The organism is Leucobacter sp. NPDC077196 (assembly GCF_040687075.1).
GTDB lineage: Bacteria > Actinomycetota > Actinomycetes > Actinomycetales > Microbacteriaceae > Leucobacter.
Window position 1 is genome coordinate 67,654 of the sequence record NZ_JBFBML010000013.1, and the last position, 13,252, is coordinate 80,905.

The following is a 13,252-nucleotide window of genomic DNA, read 5'->3' on the forward strand; positions in this document are numbered from 1 at the left end:
GGAAGACCGCGCGGCCTCATAGACTCGCCGTATGTTCTCCCGCGCGCTCGGCCGCTGGTACTTCGCGGCCCAGGCGAGTGCCGGCGCGCTGTGGTGGGCGTGCGTCTTCACCGTTCCGGCCGTGCGCCGGGCAACGCTCGGTGAGCTCGACCCTGTGCTGATCGCCGCACTCGATCTCCCACTCTTCGTCGGCGGCTCAGTGCTCGCGGCCTTCGGCTTGCGGTGGGCAGTCTGGGTCGTGGTGCCCTGGACGGGGCTCGTCGCAGCTGGGATGGCCAGCTATGCAACGCTGACGGGAATCGCCGGATGGGGTGCGCTCGCAATGATCGCCGCGGCGGCCTGCAGCATCGGCGCCGGCATCATCGTGCGGTGCGGGCGCGTGCCCACTGAGCGGCTGCTCGTCGGGCCATTCGCCTTCGGCGAGGCCGCGAGGGCGACGCGGCGCAACCACATTGCGCGCACAGGGCGTCAGATCGCCCTGTTCTGGGGGTGCTTTCTCGGGCTGCTCCCGGTCGGTATCGCGCTGATCGAAGCGAGGTGGGGGCTGAGGATCACGATCCCACCGCCCGTGGCGGTCGCCGGGGGCTCCCTCTTCGTCGCTGCGAGCTCACTCGGCATCTGGTCGGCGCTCGCGATGTCGGCACACGGTGAGGGAACCCCGCTCCCCGCCGCGACGGCTCGCCGCCTCGTTGTGGCGGGGCCGTACCGCTGGGTGCGCAACCCGATGGCGCTCGCGGGAGTCGCGCAGGCCGTCGGGATCGGCTGCATGCTCGGATCGTGGCTCGTGATCGTGTATGCGCTCGCAGGCTCGTTGATCTGGAACTGGGTGGTCCGCCCCTCCGAGGAGGCCGACCTGCGAGCGCGCTTCGGCGCCGACTTCGATGCCTTCGAGCGCGAGGTGGCGTGCTGGCTCCCCCGCCGGCCATCAGCTCGGGGACCCCTCCGGCGAGACGCGCCGAATAAATCGGATGTTGTGTAGGGTACCCTAACTTCCATAAGATTAGCGGTCTGACCACTCCGCCCAACCGAGGGAGACCGCTCGCTCATGCGATCAGAACCAACCTTCACTCCGCGAGCCCTCGCAGTTGCGCTCATCACGCTCCTCCTCGCCGGGCTCGCACTGATCCTCATTCCACAGGCCGCACGCGCCGACGCATCGCAATTCACCCTCATGGGAACGCATCAGGTCGGTCAGTTGAGCCGCACTGCGGTGGTGGACGACGTTCGCCAGCGGGTGTACGTGACCGTCGAGCCGAGCGCAGATGCGTCGACCCTCGGGCAGATCGCCTGGTTCGACATGCAGACGGGCGCTCCGTCAGCCGAGGTCATCTCGTTGCCGCAGGCAGAGCCGACAGACATCGTGCTGAGCGCCGACGGCAGCAGCTTGTACGTGCTGCATAACCGCACGGGCACGATCAGCGTCGTGAACCTCGATTCGGCCGGGCACGAAGTGCGCGAGATCAGCGGGGTGCCCACCTTCCCGAGCGGCATGGTCGAAGATCGTGACACCGGCATGGTGTACGTCTTCGATTCGAGCGCGATCACCCCGGTGAAGGTCAAAACCGGCCTGGCTTCTGCGCCCGTCGCGATCAGCACGGAGCGCTACCCGCTGATCAAGGATGCGGTGTACGACGCCACGAACCACATGATCTGGGTCGCCGAGGGCCGCGCGAAGGTCATCACGGGGTACAGCACCATCACCGGCGCCTGGGTCGATTCGCTTGCCTTCCCCGTCTCGGCACTCGTCGTCGACGGAGAGCCGGTCGGCGGCCGTGCCGCAGCGCTGGCGATGGACGAAGGCCTCGGCGAATTGCACATCGCGGTGTCGCCCACCCTCACCGACTCCTGGGATCGCTCCAAAGTCGTGAGCCTGCGCGTCGCCGACGGCCGCTTCGTCGGCTCCCCAATCGAAGTCGGTGAGAACGTCTACGAGATGGAGGTCAACCCGAAGACCCATGAGGTATTCACCACCAACGGATTCTCGAACTCGGTTTCCGTGATCAGTCCCGATACCTGGACAGCGCAGCAGGCCATCGACTTCACTGCCGCGGGCGTCACCGATGGCACCGGCTCGGGGTACGCCGACACCTGGGGCCTCGACGTGAACGCCGACGGATCACGCGTGTACGTGAGCCACCCCTACTCAGACCGCCTGAGCGGACTCAGCCGGTCGGGAGACCTTCCCGTTCCGACGCATCGCGAGTTCACCCTCGGGCAGGAGGACGTTCCCGAGCCTCCGGCCGAGAACGCCCCCTGGGAGGGACCGGAAGCTCCGGCGCCGAGCGAGACGCCCTCCGGCGCGTCGGAGACGAACGACGGCAGCCTGGCCTGGGCGCTCAACAATTACATGCTGGCGTGGTCACCGCGCCCGCTCGGAGCGACCACACGCGAGAATGCGAACTTCGGGTTCGCCGACGGATCGGGCTGGTACGACACCACGACCGGAGCCGCCGATCTCGTCTGGAGAGACGGCATCTTCGTGCAGCACTACCCGGGGCTCGCACCCGACGTCAGCACCATCCTCGGCAATCCGCGCCTGCAGATCGCTGCCGACGGCACCGGGTCGCTGTCGTTCGACGTCTCGTGGAAGGTCGCCGACACCCTCGCGAGCGACGGGTATCGGCGCGTCACCCTCGCCACCTTCTCAGATGCAGCGCTATCGCGCGAAGGCGACCAGCTCGCGCTGACCGCGACGCCCGACTTCGCCGGCCGCGCGCTCGAACTCGACGGGCGCACCTACCCGGATTCGTACCCGGCCGATTTCGTGCAGTGGCTCGATCCGCAGCTGCAGCCGTGGTGGCTGACCACCGGTGCGGCAATGGACGCAGAGAAGGTGCCGCTGCCGTTCTCGGTGACTGCAACGGTTCCCGAGGCTGAAGCGGGCGCCGGCGGGGCTGCGGACGCCTCCGCGGATGGTGCTGCCGCGGGCGCGGACGCTGCCGCCGCGGGCGCGGCCGACGGAAACGCAGGCTCGGCAGGAACAGCTCAGCCCGGCGCTCTCGAACCATCCGCATCCGCGTCGAACCCCGCGACCGCCGAACGCGCGACCCCCGCAGCGTCGGGCTCGGAGCTCGCTTCGACGGGCTCCGACATCGCTCCATGGGCGACGCTCGTTGGCGCACTCATGCTGGCGGGAGCGCTCGTGACCGTGCGCCGGGCATCTCGCAGTGCCCTGCGCTGAACGGTGCGCTGAACTGCACGAACTCAGCAGCGGCCCCGCGACTCATCCGAGTTGCGGGGCCGCTGCTCCTTCGCCGTCCCGGCCGCCGGCCTCAGAACGCCGGCCGAATGTGGCCGGGTTCACGGGTTGCAGCCGCTTCGGCAGCGTCTCCACGACGAGCAGATACGACTCGGTCACGAGATCGTCGAGCAACTCCGGCTCGAGCGAACCGCCGCCCGAGATCGTGATCCAATGCTTCTTGTTCATGTGATACCCCGGCACGATCTCGGGGTACGCCTCGCGCAGCACATTCGCGTCGGCCGGCGCGGCTTTCAGGGTCACGATGGGAGCATCGTTGCGGGCGGACATCAGCATGAACACCTTGCCGCACACCTTGGTGACGTCGAACTCGGGGCCGAACGGGTGCACGAGTTCGGCGCCGGGCAGCTCTTCGGCGCGAGCCGCTGCCCGCGCCTGCACTCCTACTCCATCCACATCCCGATTCTCTCGCATGCGCCTGGCGCCGGCTACTCCCCCTTGTGGACCCCGAGTTCAGCTTGCGCATGGAAATTGCAGAGGATAGGAGCCAACGGCTAATCTGATGTAAGCAAGGCTGTCCTAAGTTGCTTCGAGCAACCGACTCGGAGGCGCCTCGTCCCCCACGTCGATTCAGGATTCACCGTATGCCATCTGCCGCCTCCGTACAGGTATCGCGCACCCCTGTCGCGCTGCGGGGAGAACATCTCGATCTCAGCTACGGCAAGACCGCAGTCGTGCACGACGTATCCATTTCGCTGCAACCCGGCTGCGCGACTGCGCTGGTGGGGCCCAACGGGAGCGGCAAGTCGACGCTGCTGCGCGCGCTCGCGCGGCTCCACCCCGCCCCCAACGGGGCGGTCACCATCACGGGCGCCGGCAGCTCGAATGCCCGCCCGGTCTCGATGCTCACGGCGCGCGAGTTCGCCCACGAGGTCACGCTGTTCTCGCAGTCCCGGCCGGCTCCTCAAGGCCTGACGGTGGGAGAGGTCGTCGCCTTCGGCCGCCACCCGCACCGGCGCCGTTTCGCCGGGCTCACCGAGCACGACCGCCAGGCGATCGACCACGCGCTCGGCGCGACCGGTGTGCGCGACATGGCGGCCCGGCCCGTGGGCGAGTTGTCGGGCGGCGAGATGCAGCGCGTCTGGCTCGCCGCTTGCGTCGCGCAGGAAACGGGCGCGGTGCTGCTCGACGAACCGACGAACCACCTCGACCTGCGGTACCAGATCGAGACCCTCGACCTCGTGCGCGACCTCGTCGAGCAGACGGGCGTCGCGGTCGGTATCGTGCTGCACGATCTCGATCACGCTGCGCGCGTGGCCGACCACCTGATCCTCATGGACCAGGGTCGCGTTCGTGCAGCAGGCGACCCGGTCGATGTGCTCACGGCTGAGCACCTCAGCGAGGTCTACGGCATTCCCGTCGAGGTCGCCGTCGACGGGCGCACCGGTCGCGTACACGTCGATCCCGTCAGCAGGCACGCTCCCCGCGGTGTACGCACCACGCCTGCCGCCGAGAGCGCCCGCCCATGATCACGTTCCGCTTCGACTCCATCACCCCCGTTCCGAGAGGACCCCGCATGACTCGCTCTCTTCGCACCGCAGCTGCCGCTGCACTCGTCACGGCCGTCGCCTTCACCGCGGCCGGCTGCGGCACCACGTCTGTCGACGCCGGCAGCGACGACGCCCCTCGCGCCACCTCAGAGGCCTGCCAGAACGATTCGACGACCACGTCGACCGGCCCCATCGAGATCACGGACGGCGTCGGCCGCACCGTGCAGCTCGACGAGCCGGCGAAGCGCGTGGCCGTACTCGAATGGCAGCAGGCCGAAGACGCGATGACCCTGTGCGTCGCGCCGGTCGCGGTCTCCGACCCGAAGGGCTACGCCGACTGGGTGAGCGCGGAGACGCTTCCTGATGACGTCGTCGATCTCGGCACACGCGGCGAGCCCGATCTCGACGCGCTCTACGGCGCGAACCCCGACCTCATCATCGTCGAGGCGTTCGAAGCCGACGCCGACATCGTGCAGACCCTCGAGAAGGAGAGCGATGTGCCGGTGCTGGTGACGGTCGGCGCCGACACGACGGACCCCATCGGCAACATGAAGAACGTATTCACGCTCATTGCAGAGGCCACCGGCCGCACGGAGCGCGCCGACCAGGTGCTCGCCGACTTCGATCAGCACCTCGCAGACGCGAAGGCAGAGGTCGCCACCGCCGACCTGCCCACCACCGACTTCGTCTTCTTCGACGGCTGGGTCGAAGGCAGCAACCTCGTGATCCGCCCCTACGGCGAGGGTGCGCTGTTCACCGCCTTCGGAGAGGAGCTCGGCCTCACCCCCGCGTGGACCGGGGACATCGACGAGGCGTACGGCAGCGGCGGCGTCGACCCTGCTTACGGGCTCGCGCAGACCGACCTCGAGGGCCTCACCGCCGTCGGCGACGCGAATCTCTTCTACTCCAAGGATGTCGAGGGCGGCTACACCGACGAACTCGAGAAGAGCGCGATCTGGACCTCGCTTCCGGCCGTCGAAGAGGGCCGCGCTCAGGCGTTCCCCGCGGGCGTGTGGGGCGCGGGCGGGCCGCTCTCGGGCGAGCAGGCCGTCGACGCATTCGTCGACGTGATCCTCAAGAAGTAACCGGCGCAGGATCGCGATGACGGCGAGCAGCGCTCCGACGAACGCGGCTGCGGGTCTCGGCACCCGAAACCCCGCGGCCCGGGAGCTCGGCGCCCGAGACCTCGGAATGCGCGGCCGCGCGAGCGGAATCGCGGTGCTCGTCGCATTGCTCATCGGCGTCGTCGCCGTCGGTGCGTGGCACCTCACCCAGGGCACCTCGGGCGTCGGCGTCTGGGACCTGATCAGATACGCCGGCGGCGCCAGAGAGCCGGTGGACGGCGTGCCGGTGGGCGACGTGCTCACCGGTTCGCGCCTTCCGCGACTCGCGGCGGGCGTCGCCGTCGGGTTCGCGCTCGGAGCCGCGGGCGCGCTGCTGCAGTCGATCACCCGGAATCAGCTCGCTTCGCCCGACACACTCGCCGTGACCGCCGGCTCGTACTTCGCGCTCTCAGCGGTCGCGGCATTCGGCCTCTCCCTCCCGCTGTGGGCGTCGGGCGGCGTCGCGTTCATCGGCGGGCTCGCTGCCGCCGCGCTCGTGCTCGCCCTCGCGGGCAGCACGGCAGGTACCGGCACGACGCGGCTGATCCTCGCCGGATCCGCTCTCGCGATGGCCCTCGATGCCGGTACCGCGATGCTGCTGATCCTGTTCAAGGAGAACACCACCGGCCTGTTCGCCTGGGGCAGTGGTTCACTGGCGCAGCTCAACATCGACGCCTCCCTCCGTGCCCTCCCCCTCATCATCGTCGTGCTGGCGGTGGCGATGCTGCTCGCGCGACGACTCGACGTGCTCGGCCTGGGCGACGACACCGCGTCGGCACTCGGCGTGCCGATCCGCGCGACGCGGCTCATCTCCGTCTTCTGCGCAGTATTGCTCACGAGCACCGCGGTGATGCTTGCGGGCCCGATCGCGTTCGTCGGCCTCGGAGCTCCCGTGCTCGCCCGCCTCATCGCCGCGAAAGTGCGACCGATCACGCGGCACATCCTGCTCGTCCCGGTCTCGGGGCTGCTCGGCGCGCTGCTTATCCTGCTCGCCGACGCCGGGCTGCGCGCGCTCCTCGGCGCCGAGGGCGCGACCTCCGTGCCCACCGGAATCCCCACCGCGATCCTCGGTGCAGCGGTCATCGTGATCCTCGCGCTCCGCATGCGCGATGCCGGGGGCGTGCGCAACCCGCCGCAGGCCAAGGCCCCCGGGCGGTCACGACGACGCCTCGGCATCGTCATCGCGGTTGCAGCGATGCTGCTGGTCGTCGCCGCAGTCGTCGGGCTGCTCGCCGGCAGCCTGTGGTTGCGCACCGGAGACCTCGCGCTCTGGGCGCAGGGCCTCGCGCCCGATCTCGTCGCGCGCGCCATCGATGAACGGGTGCCGCGCGTCGCCGCCGCACTGCTTGCAGGAGCCGCACTCGCGCTCTCGGGATGCGTCGTGCAATCGACCGTGCGCAACCCGCTCGCCGAGCCCGGCCTCCTCGGGATCACGGCGGGTGCTGGCCTCGGCGCGGTCGTCGCGATCACCAACGGGGGCGGACGACCGCTGCTCATCGTGCTCGCCGTCGCCTTCGGGCTCGCCACCTTCGCTCTGATCGCACTGCTCTCCTGGCGCGGCGGCATGCTGCCCGACCGCTTCGTGCTCATCGGCATCGGCTGCGGCTACGGTTTGACCGCGCTCACCACGTTCCTGCTGCTGCGCGCCGACCCCTGGAACGCGCCGCGCATCCTGACTTGGCTCTCGGGCACCACCTACGGACGGTCGCTCCCCGATGTGCTGCCGGTAGCGATCGCCCTGGTGATCGCGCTGCCGATCCTCATCGGATTGCGCCGCCACCTCGATCTGCTCGCGATCGATGAAGATATGCCGCGCATTCTCGGCATCGGCCTTGAGAAGACGCGCTTCTCGCTGCTCGCCATCGCGGCAGCGCTCGCGGCGGTCAGCGTCGTGGCGGTCGGCGTCATCGGCTTCGTCGGCCTGGTCGCACCGCACCTCGCGCGCGCGATCGTCGGGGCGCGGCACACGCGCATCATCCCGGTGTCGATGCTGCTCGGCGGCCTGCTCGTCTGCGTGGCCGACACGCTCGGCCGCACCCTCATCTCGCCGGCGCAGCTGCCCGCCGGCCTCATGCTCGCGCTCATCGGCGCGCCCTACTTCGTCTGGCTGCTGCGGCGCTCGGCGTAGGCAGTCAACGGCGATCGCGTTATTCGGCGAGAAAGTCGCAGATGAGCGCCGTCACCAGGTCCGGCTTTTCAGCGACGAGGCCGTGCGTCGTGCCGGGAACGAGGCCGAGGCGAGCGTTCGGCAGCGCCGCAGCGATGCGCAGCGTGTGGAGCGGCCGCACGGTGTCGCGGTCGCCTGCGAGCACGAGCGTCGGAGCAGTGGCGCGAGCGAGATCGGCGAGATCGATGTGCGGTTCGGTCGTCCACAATCGCACGCACTTCTCCCATATGTCTTCGGCATGGGAGGGGCCATCGGGCGACAGGCGCTCGTAGGCGCTGCGTTCGGGGCTCACGCGATCCGGCGCCGCGGTCTCGGCTTCGTCGGCCGCGGCATGGGGCAACGCTGGCAGAATCGGCCCGTTCACCTCGGGGTCTCGGTCATAGGCGGAGGGGTCGAGATTGGCGCTGATCGCCGTCAGCGTGCGCACGCGCTCGGGGTGCTGCATCGCGAGAAGCAATCCGATGATCGCGCCGTCGCTGTATCCGACGATGTGCGCGGCGGTGAGCCCGTGGGCATCGAGGTAGGCGACCGCATCGGCGACGCCGCGCTCGTACGAGTACTCGCCCGCAATGTCGGCCGAGCGCCCGTGTCCCGGCCGCTCGAAGGCGTGCACGCGGTGTTCTGCGGCGAGCGCGTCGGCGACCGGGGCGAGCGACTCGAGCGAGCAGAAGCCGCCGTGCAGCACCACGAGAGGTTCGCCGGCCCCTGAGACCTCCTCGTACAGGTCCACCCCGCCGATATGCACGTACGCCATTCGATCAGCCCGTTCTGCTCGTGCCCGCGTCTACTGCCAGCTCCGCGCGAGCCGCCGGAGCTTGCGACCGCGCCACCGCCACATGAGCGCGAGCACGGGTCGGAAGACGGGAGCGATCGCGCCGCCGATGTGCAGTTCGTCGGTCCAGACCGCGCGGTGCTCCGAAGCGCGCGATCGCGAGATCCTCATTTCATGCCGCCACTCCGTGAGCAGCGCCAGCGGCCCCGAGAGCGGGCGACCGTGGTCGCGCATGGTGCGGGGCCAGTCAGCGCCCGAGCTTGCGGTGAGATCAGTGATCCGGATCAGCTGCGCGCCGACCGGCAGGACGCCGAATACTCGCAGCCGCGCGCGCAGCTCAGTACCCGTGCTCAACGCCTCGGGAAAGGCCTGCTCGGGCTGCATGGTGAGGATCGGAGCGTACAGCTCTGCCGCGACGCGCGGGTCGTGCATCGCGCGCCAGGCGACGTCGGGTGGGCAGTCGGCCTCGAACTCAGTGCGGATGCGCATATCTCCCAGTGTGCACCCCGCACATGCGAGCGGGCCGGAGGAAATCCCCTCCGACCCGCTCGCAGCACTGCAGCCGCAGCCCTACTTCGCCACGAAGAACAGCCGCTTGTTCGCGAACTCCCCGATGCCGATCGGCCCCATCTCACGGCCGAAGCCCGAGCGCTTCACGCCGCCGAACGGAATCTCAGCCGACTCGGCCGCGATGATGTTCACGTGACTCATGCCGGTCTCGAGTCGCGAGGCGACCCGAGTGGCGCGGGCTTCGTCGGTCGAGAACACCGACCCGCCCAACCCCAGCGCGCAGTCGTTCGCGAGCTCCAACGCCTCCTCGTCGCTCGACACCCGGTACACCGTGGCGACCGGGCCGAAGATCTCCTCGCCGTACGACTCGGAATCCCGCGGCACATCGACCAGGACCGCTGGCGAGTAGTACGCGCTCGGCCCCTCGGAGAGCGTGCCGCCCGCCAGCAGACGCGCCCCCTCGGAGACGGCCTTCTGCACCTGCGCGTCGACGGTCTCGGCCGCTGTGCGCGACGAGAGCGGCACGTACTGGGCCTCCTGGAGATCGAGCTGGTCGCCCGGCTCCAGGCCCTCGGCGAGTTTCACGAGCTCGTCAACGAACTCGTCGTAGATGTCGTCCATCACGATGAGCCGCTTGTTCGAGTTGCACACCTGGCCGGCGTTGTAGACACGGAAATCCCACGCCTGCTTTGCGACATCGGCCACATCGTCGGAGTCGAGCACGACCATCGCGTCGATGCCGCCGAGCTCGAGCACCGCCTTCTTCAGATGCGACCCGGCCTGCGCGCCGATGATCGCTCCGGCCCGCTCGGAGCCCGTGAGCGACACTCCCTGCACCCGCGGGTCGGCGATGATCGTCGCGATCTGATCGTGCGAGGCGAACACGTTCTGGTATCCGCCGACGGGAACGCCGGCCTCTTCCATGATCTCCTGGATCGTCAGCGCAGAACGCGCGCAGACGTCGGCGTGCTTGAGCAGGATCGTGTTGCCGAGCACCAGGTTCGGCGCCGCGAAGCGCGCCACCTGGTAGTACGGGAAGTTCCACGGCATCACGCCGAGCAGCGCGCCCACGGGCAGGTGCTCGACGTACGCCTTCCCCGGAATCGTGCTCGGGATCTCGTAATCGGTGATCAGACTCGGGCCGTGCACCGCGTAGTAGTCGATGATCTGGGCCGCGAACTCCACCTCGTCGATCGATTCGGCGATCGACTTGCCCATCTCCAGCGCGATCAGACGAGCGAGCTCGTCCTTCCGCTCGAGGAACAACTCGGCGACCCGTTTGACGACAGCGGCGCGCTCTTGCACGCTCCGCTCCCGCCATTCCCGGTATACGGCGTCGGCGCCCGCGAGCGCCTCCTCGATCTGCGCATCGGTCGCGGCCTCGAACGTCTCGAGAACCTCACCCGTGGCAGGATTCTGCACCCGGTACTTGGACATGGTTATCTTTCCTCCAGATCAGAGCAGCGCTTCAGCGCGCCAGGATCAGCACGAGCTCGTGCATCTCCGCACTCCACTGTAGCGACCCTCCCAGTGCGGCGCCGGGGCGTTCGCGAGGACCGGGCATCGGCTAGCTTCCGCGCTTCACGGGCTGCACCTGAAGCGGTCCGGTGACGCTCAGCTCGTCTTGCCAGCAGTCGATGCCACTCACCTCGGGGAGCCGATCCCGCGTGAAGACCGGGTCGCGGCCCTGGCGCCGTTGCGCCGTGTAGTCCTTGAGGAGCTTGAAGACTAGGCCCGACAACAGTCCGATCGCGACGAGGTTCACGAGCGCCATGAGGCCCATGATTCCGTCCGCCGTGTTCCAGATGACGTCGGCGGAGGCGATCGATCCGAGGAAGACGATGATCACGACGAGCGTGCGGTACGACCGCAGCAGTCCACGATTCGTCGAGATGAACTCGATGTTCGCTTCCCCGTAGTAGTAGTTTCCGAGGATCGAGCTGAAGGCGAGCAGGAAGATGATGATGCTCAAGAGCACGTTCGACCAGTCGCCGAGGTTGCCGACGATCGCGTTCTGCGTGAGCCCGATGCCCCGTGTCGCCCCGGCGAGATCCGGCGTCGACACCAGAATGATGAAGGCCGTGATGGAGCACACGAGGAACGTGTCGAAGTACACGCCGAGCGTCTGCACGAGCCCCTGCTTGACCGGATGCGTCACGGCCGCACTCGCACCGGCGTTCGGGGCGGACCCGAGACCGGCCTCGTTCGAGAACATGCCGCGCTTCACGCCGGTCATGATGATCATGCCGAGCGTAGCTCCGACGACCTCGTTGAGCCCGAACGCCTGCGTGTAGATGGACGCGAAGACCGTCGGCACCTGGTCGATGTTCATACCGACGATGATGAGGCCGAGGACGAGGTACAGAAGCGCCATCGCCGGCACGACCGCCTGCGTCACGCTTGCGATGCGTCGAATACCCCCGAAGACGACCAGCGCCGTGAGGCCGGCCAGCACGATGCCGACGACCCACGGGACCCAGCCGACGTCGTCTCCGAAGCTCGAGGAGACCGTCGCGCTGATCGTATTCGCCTGCAGCGAGCTGAAGGCGAACGGGAAGCACACGATCAGAATGATCGCGAACAGGATGCCCATCCAGCGGGCCTTCAAGCCGTACTGCATGTAATAGGCCGGGCCGCCGCGGAAGCCGTCCTTGTCGCGCACCTTGAACAGCTGACCGAGGGTCGACTCCACGAAGCTCGATGCGCCGCCGATGAACGCCATCGTCCACATCCAGAACACCGCACCCGGGCCGCCGATGGCGATCGCAGTTCCCACGCCGGCGATGTTGCCCACGCCGACGCGCGAGGCCGCCGAGATCGTGAATGCCTGGAAGGCGGACACGGACTGCGGCTCGCCGTTCGCGTCGCGGGGGGTCTTGTTCGTCAGGGTGCGGAACATCTCCGGGATCAGCCTGAGCTGCACGACCCCGGTTCGAAACGTGAAATACAGACCCAGCAGCGCCAGCACGGGCAGCACTGCCCAGGTCCACAGAAGATCTCCGCCGGCGAGCACCAGTTCGTTCAGGGCATCCATTCCGACAGTATGACGGAACTCGACTGGCGGGTGGGCCTTTCGCGCGATTCACGTGTTCGCGCCGTGCCGGACCGACCAGTTCGGCACGGCGCGCGTCGAGGCATCAGGCCGGGTAGGGTTCACCCCGCAGCAGCTCGGCCAGGTGGGCGGCATTCGCCGCCGCGGTGCGGATCGTCGTCGCGACGGCCTCGGGCGTCTCTTCGAGCTCGCGGTAGTCGGTGCCGCCCATCGCGTGACCGTTCCAATACACGGAGGACTGCGCTGCGATCGTGAATCCGGTATCACCGAGCGCCTGCGCCAGAATGCCGCAGATGTGGTGCGCGCCGTCCTCGTTGCCCACGACCACGGGGATCGCCACCTTACCGAAGAGGGTCGGGCGACCCGACTCGTCGGTCGCCGAGATCTCAGCGTCGAGTCGCTCGAGCACCCGCTGAGCGACACTCGAGTGCTGCCCCAACCACGTCGGAGTCACGAACACGAGCACGTCGGCCTGCAGCACGGCCTCCCTGATCTCAGGCCAGGCGTCTCCCTCACCCATATCGTTCTGCACCCCGGGCAGGATGCGGTGATCCACCGCGCGAATCGAGGAGCCCTGCACACCGTGCTCCTCCAGTTGCTGCAGCACCTGCCCGCCGAGCACATCGCCGCTCGATGGCTGGGGCGATGGCTTCAGCGTGCAGTTGATGAGCAGCGCTCGCGGCGCGGCGATCAAGGCTTCGTCATGGGCATCAAAGGTCGTTTCGTATCCTGACATGACGCGAGGCTACGGTCGCGCCCCAGCAGCGCATCAGGGGGTTTCGCATTCTCGGCGCTCGCGCTAGCTGTAGTGTCCGGCGAGGTTGTTTGATAACCGAGTGACTGGCGGGAGCTTCCCAATGGCCGAGTGTGGCCGATGTTGATTGTAGTAGTGCAGCCAC

Annotated in this window: 12 protein-coding genes; 5 read left to right on the forward strand and 7 right to left on the reverse strand. The window is 68.4% G+C overall.

From position 1 onward, the window contains the following. Positions 1-31: 31 nt before the first annotated feature. Positions 32-979, forward strand: coding sequence for an isoprenylcysteine carboxylmethyltransferase family protein (locus AB0O71_RS12290; RefSeq protein WP_363745694.1), 948 nt, complete (start codon positions 32-34; stop codon positions 977-979). A gap of 66 nt (positions 980-1,045) precedes the next feature. Next, the gene (locus tag AB0O71_RS12295) at positions 1,046-3,181 is read left to right on the forward strand and encodes an LPXTG cell wall anchor domain-containing protein (protein WP_363745696.1); all 2,136 of its coding nucleotides are present in this window, start codon (positions 1,046-1,048) and stop codon (positions 3,179-3,181) included. Between the two features lie 42 nt (positions 3,182-3,223). Here AB0O71_RS12295 and AB0O71_RS12300 read toward each other — a convergent pair whose 3' ends face one another. Further along, complete coding sequence (locus tag AB0O71_RS12300; RefSeq protein ID WP_363745698.1) at positions 3,224-3,655, reverse strand: MmcQ/YjbR family DNA-binding protein; 432 nt, start codon at positions 3,653-3,655, stop codon at positions 3,224-3,226. Between the two features lie 188 nt (positions 3,656-3,843). Between AB0O71_RS12300 and AB0O71_RS12305 the strand changes: the two genes are divergently transcribed. The 3 genes from AB0O71_RS12305 to AB0O71_RS12315 are packed head-to-tail and all read left to right on the forward strand — an operon-like array spanning position 3,844 to position 7,980. Continuing rightward, positions 3,844-4,728 carry an ABC transporter ATP-binding protein gene (locus tag AB0O71_RS12305; protein WP_363745700.1) on the forward strand — a complete coding sequence of 295 codons (885 nt, stop codon included), beginning with the start codon at positions 3,844-3,846 and terminating at the stop codon, positions 4,726-4,728. Between the two features lie 47 nt (positions 4,729-4,775). Beyond that, entirely contained in the window at positions 4,776-5,834 is a 1,059-nt protein-coding gene (locus AB0O71_RS12310; RefSeq protein WP_363745702.1) for an iron-siderophore ABC transporter substrate-binding protein, read from the forward strand. A 16-nt stretch (positions 5,835-5,850) separates the two neighbouring features. Continuing rightward, positions 5,851-7,980: an iron ABC transporter permease gene (locus AB0O71_RS12315; RefSeq protein ID WP_363745704.1), complete on the forward strand. Its 2,130-nt coding sequence runs from the start codon at positions 5,851-5,853 to the stop codon at positions 7,978-7,980. A gap of 19 nt (positions 7,981-7,999) precedes the next feature. On the opposite strand, the gene AB0O71_RS12320 is transcribed toward AB0O71_RS12315, so the two are convergent. The 6 genes from AB0O71_RS12320 to AB0O71_RS12345 all read right to left on the reverse strand — a co-directional run. Next, positions 8,000-8,773, reverse strand: coding sequence for an alpha/beta hydrolase (locus AB0O71_RS12320; protein WP_363745706.1), 774 nt, complete (start codon positions 8,771-8,773; stop codon positions 8,000-8,002). A gap of 30 nt (positions 8,774-8,803) precedes the next feature. After that, on the reverse strand, positions 8,804-9,280 hold the full coding sequence (locus AB0O71_RS12325; RefSeq protein WP_363745708.1) for a hypothetical protein: 477 nt from the start codon (positions 9,278-9,280) through the stop codon (positions 8,804-8,806). An 81-nt stretch (positions 9,281-9,361) separates the two neighbouring features. Next, positions 9,362-10,738, reverse strand: a complete 1,377-nt coding sequence (locus AB0O71_RS12330; RefSeq protein WP_363745710.1) for an NAD-dependent succinate-semialdehyde dehydrogenase — start codon at positions 10,736-10,738, stop codon at positions 9,362-9,364. A 130-nt stretch (positions 10,739-10,868) separates the two neighbouring features. Beyond that, positions 10,869-12,335 (reverse strand): alanine/glycine:cation symporter family protein, encoded by a 1,467-nt coding sequence (locus AB0O71_RS12335; protein ID WP_363745712.1) that lies wholly within the window; start codon positions 12,333-12,335, stop codon positions 10,869-10,871. Between the two features lie 103 nt (positions 12,336-12,438). Continuing rightward, entirely contained in the window at positions 12,439-13,089 is a 651-nt protein-coding gene (locus tag AB0O71_RS12340) for an NAD(P)H-dependent oxidoreductase (RefSeq protein ID WP_363745714.1), read from the reverse strand. A 63-nt stretch (positions 13,090-13,152) separates the two neighbouring features. Next, a partial coding sequence (locus AB0O71_RS12345; RefSeq protein ID WP_363745720.1) for an integrase core domain-containing protein occupies positions 13,153-13,252 on the reverse strand: 100 nt, incomplete at its 5' end.

Coding starts and splice junctions, on each gene's coding strand:
- AB0O71_RS12290 (WP_363745694.1), top strand. CDS start 32: ATGTTCTCCCGCGCGCTCGGCCGCTGGTACTTCGCGGCCCAGGCGAGT.
- AB0O71_RS12295 (WP_363745696.1), top strand. CDS start 1,046: ATGCGATCAGAACCAACCTTCACTCCGCGAGCCCTCGCAGTTGCGCTC.
- AB0O71_RS12305 (WP_363745700.1), top strand. CDS start 3,844: ATGCCATCTGCCGCCTCCGTACAGGTATCGCGCACCCCTGTCGCGCTG.
- AB0O71_RS12310 (WP_363745702.1), top strand. CDS start 4,776: ATGACTCGCTCTCTTCGCACCGCAGCTGCCGCTGCACTCGTCACGGCC.
- AB0O71_RS12315 (WP_363745704.1), top strand. CDS start 5,851: ATGACGGCGAGCAGCGCTCCGACGAACGCGGCTGCGGGTCTCGGCACC.
- AB0O71_RS12320 (WP_363745706.1), bottom strand. CDS start 8,773: ATGGCGTACGTGCATATCGGCGGGGTGGACCTGTACGAGGAGGTCTCA.
- AB0O71_RS12325 (WP_363745708.1), bottom strand. CDS start 9,280: ATGCGCATCCGCACTGAGTTCGAGGCCGACTGCCCACCCGACGTCGCC.
- AB0O71_RS12330 (WP_363745710.1), bottom strand. CDS start 10,738: ATGTCCAAGTACCGGGTGCAGAATCCTGCCACGGGTGAGGTTCTCGAG.
- AB0O71_RS12335 (WP_363745712.1), bottom strand. CDS start 12,335: ATGGATGCCCTGAACGAACTGGTGCTCGCCGGCGGAGATCTTCTGTGG.
- AB0O71_RS12340 (WP_363745714.1), bottom strand. CDS start 13,089: ATGTCAGGATACGAAACGACCTTTGATGCCCATGACGAAGCCTTGATC.